Source organism: Citrobacter sp. wls827 (genome assembly GCF_005280875.1).
GTDB classification, from domain to species: Bacteria; Pseudomonadota; Gammaproteobacteria; order Enterobacterales; family Enterobacteriaceae; genus Citrobacter; species Citrobacter youngae.
On record NZ_SZWR01000023.1, the window covers coordinates 101,470 to 109,280 of the forward strand.

The 7,811-nt window shown below is 54.3% G+C and carries 9 protein-coding genes and 1 pseudogene; all 10 read left to right on the forward strand.

What is annotated here, in order from left to right; all coding sequences use genetic code 11:
* A pseudogene (gene livM / locus FDX03_RS23695) lies at positions 1 to 734 on the forward strand (branched chain amino acid ABC transporter permease LivM); the annotation flags it as partial.
* Positions 731 to 1,498 carry a high-affinity branched-chain amino acid ABC transporter ATP-binding protein LivG gene (livG, locus tag FDX03_RS19950; protein ID WP_005121592.1) on the forward strand — a complete coding sequence of 256 codons (768 nt, stop codon included), beginning with the start codon at positions 731 to 733 and terminating at the stop codon, positions 1,496 to 1,498. The pseudogene livM and the gene livG, both read left to right, overlap by 4 nt.
* Before the next feature lie 17 nt (positions 1,499 to 1,515).
* On the forward strand, positions 1,516 to 2,229 hold the full coding sequence (gene livF / locus FDX03_RS19955; RefSeq protein ID WP_086523486.1) for a high-affinity branched-chain amino acid ABC transporter ATP-binding protein LivF: 714 nt from the start codon (positions 1,516 to 1,518) through the stop codon (positions 2,227 to 2,229).
* A 101-nt stretch (positions 2,230 to 2,330) separates the two neighbouring features.
* Complete coding sequence (locus FDX03_RS19960) at positions 2,331 to 2,612, forward strand: hypothetical protein (RefSeq protein ID WP_061068753.1); 282 nt, start codon at positions 2,331 to 2,333, stop codon at positions 2,610 to 2,612.
* A 115-nt stretch (positions 2,613 to 2,727) separates the two neighbouring features.
* On the forward strand, positions 2,728 to 3,135 hold the full coding sequence (locus FDX03_RS19965) for a hypothetical protein (protein ID WP_048213579.1): 408 nt from the start codon (positions 2,728 to 2,730) through the stop codon (positions 3,133 to 3,135).
* Positions 3,136 to 3,378: 243 nt separating this feature from the next.
* Positions 3,379 to 4,695 (forward strand): sn-glycerol-3-phosphate ABC transporter substrate-binding protein UgpB, encoded by a 1,317-nt coding sequence (gene ugpB / locus FDX03_RS19970; protein WP_137346474.1) that lies wholly within the window; start codon positions 3,379 to 3,381, stop codon positions 4,693 to 4,695.
* A gap of 100 nt (positions 4,696 to 4,795) precedes the next feature.
* Positions 4,796 to 5,683, forward strand: a complete 888-nt coding sequence (gene ugpA / locus FDX03_RS19975) for a sn-glycerol-3-phosphate ABC transporter permease UgpA (RefSeq protein WP_003837841.1) — start codon at positions 4,796 to 4,798, stop codon at positions 5,681 to 5,683.
* A complete protein-coding gene (gene ugpE / locus FDX03_RS19980; RefSeq protein WP_003023450.1) occupies positions 5,680 to 6,525 on the forward strand; it encodes a sn-glycerol-3-phosphate ABC transporter permease UgpE in 846 nt (281 codons plus the stop codon). The genes ugpA and ugpE overlap by 4 nt, the downstream gene beginning before the upstream one ends.
* 2 nt (positions 6,526 to 6,527) lie before the next feature.
* Positions 6,528 to 7,598 (forward strand): sn-glycerol-3-phosphate import ATP-binding protein UgpC, encoded by a 1,071-nt coding sequence (locus FDX03_RS19985; RefSeq protein ID WP_137346475.1) that lies wholly within the window; start codon positions 6,528 to 6,530, stop codon positions 7,596 to 7,598.
* On the forward strand, positions 7,595 to 7,811 hold a 217-nt coding region (locus FDX03_RS23700; protein WP_283204889.1), incomplete at its 3' end, for a glycerophosphodiester phosphodiesterase family protein. The genes FDX03_RS19985 and FDX03_RS23700, both read left to right, overlap by 4 nt.

Here is a 7,811-nt window from a genome sequence, read left to right on the forward strand (position 1 = left end):
TTGGCTTCCCGGTTCTGCGTCTGCGCGGCGACTACCTGGCAATAGTGACCTTAGGCTTTGGCGAAATCGTGCGTATCCTGTTGCTCAATAATACTGAAGTCACCGGTGGCCCGAACGGTATCAGCCAGATCCCGAAACCGACCTTTTTCGGTCTGGAGTTTAGCCGTACCGCCCGTGAAGGCGGCTGGGATACCTTCAGCAACTTCTTTAACGTCAAGTACGATCCCTCTGACCGCGTCATTTTCCTCTACCTGGTGGCGCTGCTGCTGGTGGTCTTCTCGCTGTTTGTCATCAACCGCCTGTTGCGTATGCCGCTGGGCCGTGCATGGGAAGCGTTGCGTGAAGATGAAATCGCCTGCCGTTCACTGGGCTTAAACCCTACGCGCATCAAGCTGACCGCCTTTACCATCAGCGCCGCGTTCGCCGGTTTTGCCGGTACGTTGTTTGCCGCGCGCCAGGGCTTTGTCAGCCCGGAATCCTTCACCTTTGCCGAGTCGGCTTTTGTGCTGGCGATTGTGGTACTGGGCGGAATGGGCTCACAGTTTGCGGTGATCCTGGCGGCCATCCTGCTGGTGGTGTCACGCGAGCTGATGCGTGATTTCAATGAATACAGCATGTTAATGCTGGGTGGTTTAATGGTACTGATGATGATCTGGCGTCCGCAGGGCTTGCTGCCGATGACCCGTCCACAGTTGAAGCTGAAAAACGGGGAAGCAAAAGGAGAGCAGGCATGAGTCAGCCATTATTATCGGTTAGCGGCCTGATGATGCGTTTTGGCGGCCTGCTGGCAGTCAACAATGTGTCTCTGGATTTGCATAAAAAAGAGATAGTCTCCCTGATTGGCCCGAACGGCGCGGGGAAAACCACGGTCTTCAACTGCCTGACCGGGTTCTATAAGCCGACCGGAGGGACGATTAAGCTGCGCGACCAGCACCTTGAAGGGCTGCCGGGCCAGCAAATTGCGCGTATGGGCGTGGTGCGTACTTTCCAGCACGTACGTCTGTTTCGCGAAATGACGGTGATTGAAAATCTGCTGGTGGCGCAGCATCAGCAACTGAAAGCTGGGGTTTTCTCCGGGCTGCTAAAAACCCCTGCTTTTCGCCGCGCGCAGGATGACGCGCTGGACCGCGCCGCCACCTGGCTTGATCGTATCGGCCTGCTGCAGCATGCTAACCGACAGGCGAGCAACCTGGCCTATGGTGACCAGCGCCGTCTTGAGATTATCCGTTGCATGGTCACTCAGCCGGAAATTCTGATGCTCGATGAACCTGCTGCGGGTCTTAACCCGAAAGAAACCAAAGAGCTGGATGAGCTGATTGCTGAGCTGCGCGATCATCACGACACCACCATCCTGCTCATTGAGCACGACATGAAGCTGGTGATGGGCATTTCAGACCGTATTTACGTGGTGAACCAGGGTACGCCGCTGGCGAACGGGACACCGGAGCAGATTCGTAACAACCCGGACGTGATCCGCGCCTATTTAGGCGAAGCATAATGGTGGTGAGGCATAAGATGGAAAAAGTCATGTTGTCTTTTGACAACGTCAACGCCCACTACGGCAAGATCCAGGCTCTGCACGATGTCAGCTTGTATATCAACCAGGGTGAAATCGTGACGCTTATCGGTGCCAACGGTGCGGGGAAAACCACGCTGCTCGGAACGCTGTGCGGCGATCCTCGGGCAACAAGTGGGCGTATTGTCTTTGATGGTAAAGATATTACCGACTGGCAGACGGCAAAAATCATGCGTGAAGCGGTGGCGATTGTCCCGGAAGGGCGTCGCGTGTTTTCCCGTATGACGGTGGAAGAGAACCTGGCGATGGGTGGTTTCTTTGCCGAGAAAGGCCAGTTTCAGGAACGCATCAAGTGGGTGTATGACCTGTTTCCTCGCCTGCATGAGCGCCGTATTCAACGTGCGGGAACCATGTCCGGCGGCGAACAGCAGATGCTGGCGATAGGCCGTGCGCTGATGAGCCAGCCGAGGCTGCTACTGCTTGATGAACCGTCGCTGGGTCTGGCGCCGATTATCATCCAGCAGATCTTTAACACCATTGAGCAACTGCGCGAGCAGGGGATGACGATTTTCCTCGTCGAACAAAACGCCAACCAGGCACTGAAACTCGCCGACCGTGGGTACGTGCTGGAAAACGGCCACGTGGTGCTGGAAGATACCGGTGATGCATTGCTGGCTAACGAAGCGGTGCGTAGCGCTTATTTGGGCGGTTAACAGTTATCTAAATAGACAAGGGGCTCATCAGGCCCCTTTTTTATTGCGCTATGTTATTATTGATAATGATTATCAATAATAAAAATGAACATGGAGAAAGGATGACACGTTCAGGTGCCTGTATGGCTATTGGAAGTCTACTATTGGCCGGCTCATTCAGTGCGCAGGCAGTGAAAGAGCAAACTTTCGATCCGCGCGATCCTGCAATCTGGCAAGAAAAGCCGGTCAACCCGTCAGCACAATCCAATTCACCCTGCGAGGTATTCAGCAGTTCTGTGTGTCCGGGCTGGGAAGATGAAAAATCGGATATCCAGCGTGACCGTGAGCGGCGGGAACAGCAGCGTTTACAGAACGAATATGAACGCCGCTGGCGAAGAGAGTAAGACTGGAAACGCAATCATTCATACCTGCAAGGATTGCGAGTTCTGTCCCAGCATTTGTGCACTATATTCTGTATAATCAATAGCTTGATTTATATTTTATATCAATGGTAATTGCATGAATGATTCACCGCATCAAACTAATGTGCAGCCCATGCCCGCAATTGATGGCGTCACGGTTTCCTTTAATGGGCTGAACTATCTGCGTCCAGAACTCCTGCTGGATTTTGTCAGTATTAGTCCATCACCATTGCTCGCCGTAACGCCTGTAGCGCTGCTGTATTCCTCTGTGGGCGTGCTTCAGCAAGTCGATTTGCGCAAGCTGCCGGTGGAAGTCTGTGGGCGCGTGGTTTATCCCATCTCTTCGCTGAAGCTTCCTGCATTACGGGGAAAACTCATCATCAACGCCCAGTCACGGCGACTCAAGTTTCTGGAAAGCCTGGTGGCGATATCTCCGGAAGATAACATTCATGGTATGCAGATCCTGGGTCTGGCGCTGGAATTCACGTTTGCACAGCCTGCCTGATCTTACCAGGGTGACAAAACCTTCTTTATTCACCGGGTAAAGCATACCGCTACCCGGCTTTGTTGTGCACCACCCCGCATTTTCCTGTCACTACGCTTTCACCGCCTTGCCATCTGTTTGTCGCCTTACTATCTTTTTTTTGTAATAAAAAAGTTATTTTTCTGTCATTCGAGCATGTCATGTTACCCCCGCGAGCATAAAACGCGTGATATCGCGCATCCGGCACAACAAGAGAGATAACCGATGATATCGTTACGACATACAGCTTTAGGACTGGCACTTAGCCTGGCGTTTGCAGGTCAGGCACTGGCGGTCACCACCATCCCATTCTGGCACTCAATGGAAGGCGAACTGGGTAAAGAAGTTGATTCTCTGGCGCAACGTTTTAATGCCGCCAATCCCGACTACAAAATTGTTCCGCAGTACAAAGGCAACTACGAGCAGAGCCTGAGCGCAGGTATTGCCGCTTTCCGTACCGGAAACGCGCCTGCGCTGCTGCAGGTTTATGAAGTGGGTACGGCAACAATGATGGCCTCGAAAGCCATTAAACCGGTCTATGAAGTATTCAAAGAGGCTGGCATTAACTTCGATGAATCTCAGTTCGTCCCGACGGTTTCCGGGTATTACACCGACTCTAAAAGTGGACATCTGCTCTCCCAGCCGTTTAACAGCTCCACTCCGGTGCTGTACTACAACAAAGATGCCTTCAAAAAAGCCGGTTTAGACCCTGAGCAGCCGCCGAAAACCTGGCAGGACCTGGCGGAATACACCGCGAAACTGAAAGCGGCAGGCATGAAGTGCGGCTACGCCAGTGGCTGGCAGGGGTGGATTCAGATTGAAAACTTCAGTGCCTGGAACGGTCTGCCGGTAGCAACCAAAAACAATGGCTTTGACGGTACTGACGCGGTGCTGGAGTTCAATAAACCGGAACAGGTGAAGCATATCGCTCTGCTGGAAGAGCTGAACAAAAAAGGCGATTTCAGCTACTTCGGGCGTAAAGATGAGTCGACCGAGAAGTTCTACAACGGGGATTGCGCCATTACCACCGCCTCTTCCGGTTCTCTGGCTGACATCCGCCATTACGCGAAATTCAACTATGGCGTCGGGATGATGCCGTACGATGCCGATGTGAAGGGCGCGCCGCAGAACGCCATTATCGGTGGAGCCAGCCTGTGGGTGATGCAGGGCAAAGACAAACCCACCTACGAAGGCGTGGCGAAGTTCCTCAACTTCCTGGCGAAGCCTGAGATTGCTGCCGAATGGCATCAGAAGACTGGCTATCTGCCGATCACAACCGCGGCCTACGATCTGACCCGTGAGCAGGGCTTCTATGAGAAGAACCCTGGGGCTGATATCGCCACCCGCCAGATGCTGAACAAGCCGCCGTTGCCGTTCACCAAAGGGCTGCGTCTGGGCAACATGCCGCAGATCCGCACCATCGTGGATGAAGAGCTGGAAAGCGTCTGGACCGGGAAGAAAACCCCGCAGCAGGCGCTGGATGCCGCCGTTGAGCGTGGCAATCAGTTACTGCGTCGCTTTGAGCAATCGACCAAATCGTAATGTGAAATGCCGGGTGACGGCTGCGCCTTACCCGGCCTACAAATGCGCGTAGGCCGGATAAGCGTAGCGCCATCCGGCGCTGTTCAGGAATCAAACCTCCATGTCTTCATCCCGTCCGGTGTTCCGTTCGCGCTGGCTTCCCTATTTACTGGTGGCTCCGCAGCTGGTTATCACCGTTATTTTCTTTATCTGGCCTGCCGGTGAAGCGCTGTGGTACTCGCTACAATCCGTTGATCCGTTTGGTCTTTCCAGCCAGTTTGTCGGACTGGAAAACTTTGTCGCGCTGTTTCATGACCCGTACTACCTCGACTCATTCTGGACCACCATTAAGTTCAGTACGTTAGTCACGGTAAGCGGTCTGCTGGTGTCGTTATTTTTTGCGGCGTTGGTGAATTACGTGGTGCGCGGCAGCCGTTTTTACCAAACGCTGATGCTGTTGCCTTACGCCGTTGCGCCCGCCGTTGCTGCCGTATTGTGGATCTTCCTGTTTAACCCCGGGCGCGGGTTGATTACCCATTTTCTCGGTGAGTTTGGCTATGACTGGAACCATGCGCAAAACAGCGGTCAGGCAATGTTCCTGGTGGTGTTCGCGTCGGTCTGGAAGCAGATTAGTTACAACTTCCTGTTCTTCTTTGCCGCACTGCAGTCTATTCCGCGCTCACTGATCGAAGCCGCCGCGATTGACGGTGCGGGGCCGGTTCGCCGCTTCTTTAAACTGGCGCTGCCGCTCATTGCCCCGGTGAGCTTCTTCCTGCTGGTGGTGAATCTGGTGTATGCCTTCTTTGACACCTTCCCGGTGATTGATGCTGCCACTGCAGGCGGGCCGGTACAGGCGACCACGACGCTGATTTATAAGATCTATCGCGAAGGTTTTGTCGGGCTGGATCTGGCTTCTTCCGCTGCACAATCTGTGGTGCTGATGTTCCTGGTCATTATTTTGACGGTGGTGCAGTTCCGCTATGTGGAAAGTAAGGTGCGTTACCAATGATTGAGAACCGTCGTGGGCTGACAATATTCAGCCATGCCATGTTGATTATGGGGATCATGGTGATCCTGTTTCCGCTGTACGTCGCGTTTGTCGCGGCGACGCTGGACAATAAAGCGGTGTTTGAGACGCCGATGACGCTGGTTCCCGGTACACAGCTGCTGGAAAACATGAAATACATCTGGGTTAACGGCGTGGGCGTCAACAGCGCACCGTTCTGGCTGATGATGCTCAACAGTTTCATCATGGCGTTCAGCATTACGGTAGGGAAAATTACCGTTTCTATGCTCTCCGCATTCGCCATCGTCTGGTTCCGCTTTCCGCTGCGCAACCTGTTCTTCTGGATGATTTTTATCACCCTGATGCTACCGGTTGAGGTGCGTATTTTCCCGACGGTAGAAGTGATCGCCAACCTGAAGATGCTCGACAGCTATGCGGGTCTGACGCTGCCGTTGATGGCATCTGCGACAGCGACTTTCCTGTTCCGTCAGTTCTTTATGACCCTACCGGATGAACTGGTTGAGGCGGCGCGTATTGACGGCGCGTCACCAATGCGTTTTTTCCGCGATATCGTACTACCGTTGTCAAAAACCAATCTGGCGGCGCTGTTCGTGATCACCTTTATCTACGGCTGGAACCAGTATCTGTGGCCGTTGTTAATTATTACCGACGTCAATTTGGGCACTGCGGTGGCGGGTATCAAAGGCATGATTGCCACCGGTGAAGGCACCACGCAGTGGAACCAGGTAATGGCAGCCATGCTGCTGACGCTCATCCCTCCGGTAATCATCGTGTTAGCCATGCAGCGCGCGTTTGTGCGTGGTTTAGTGGACAGTGAGAAATAAAAATGGCTGGTTTAAAACTACAGGCAGTAACCAAAAGCTGGGACGGCAAAACCCAGGTGATTAAACCGCTGACGATGGACGTCGCGGACGGGGAATTTATCGTGATGGTTGGCCCATCCGGCTGCGGAAAGTCTACGCTGTTGCGGATGGTGGCCGGGCTTGAACGGGTAAGCGGCGGCGATATCTGGATTGATAATAAACGCGTCACCGAGATGGAGCCGAAGGATCGCGGCATTGCGATGGTCTTTCAAAACTATGCTCTCTACCCGCATATGAGCGTGGAAGAAAACATGGCCTGGGGGCTGAAAATCCGCGGGATGGGCAAGGAGCATATTGCTGAGCGGGTGAAAGAGGCGGCGCGTATTCTCGAACTGGGTGAGCTGCTCAAACGTCGTCCGCGCGAACTTTCCGGCGGCCAGCGCCAGCGCGTAGCGATGGGACGAGCGATTGTGCGTGACCCGGCGGTATTCCTGTTCGATGAGCCACTTTCTAACCTTGACGCCAAGCTGCGCGTACAGATGCGTCTGGAGTTACAACATCTGCATCGCCGACTGAAAACCACTTCGCTATACGTGACGCACGACCAGGTTGAAGCGATGACCCTCGCCCAACGGGTGATGGTGATGAACAAAGGCATTGCCGAGCAGGTAGGGACGCCGGTTGAGGTGTATGAAAAGCCTGCCAGCCGCTTTGTGGCGAGCTTTATCGGCAGCCCGGCGATGAATCTGCTCGACGGGCGCATCAGCGCTGCGGGTACCCATTTTGAGCTGGAGGGCGGCATGACGTTGCCCATCGGCAGAAGCGCCAGGGAGTGTATTGGGCGTAACATGACGCTGGGTATCCGCCCGGAGCATATTGCGCTAAGCTCGCAGGCTGAAGGCGGCGTGCCGCTGGTCGTCGACACGCTGGAAATGCTGGGTGCGGATAATCTGGCACATGGACGTTGGGGGGAGCAAAAGCTAGTGGTGCGGTTGGCGCATCAGCATCGCCCGACGGCAGGCAGCACGCTGTGGCTGCATCTGCCAGAAAATCATCTGCATCTTTTTGATGGCGAAACAGGACAACGTGTATGAGTAACTGGCCTTACCCCCATATTGTCGCCCATCGTGGCGGCGGTAAGCTGGCACCGGAAAATACCCTGGCGGCGATCGACGTGGGGGCGCGATACGGGCATACCATGATTGAGTTTGACGCTAAATTGTCGAAAGACGGTGAGATCTTCTTACTGCATGACGACAACCTGGAACGCACCAGCAACGGCTGGGGCGTGGCTGGCGAGCTGAACT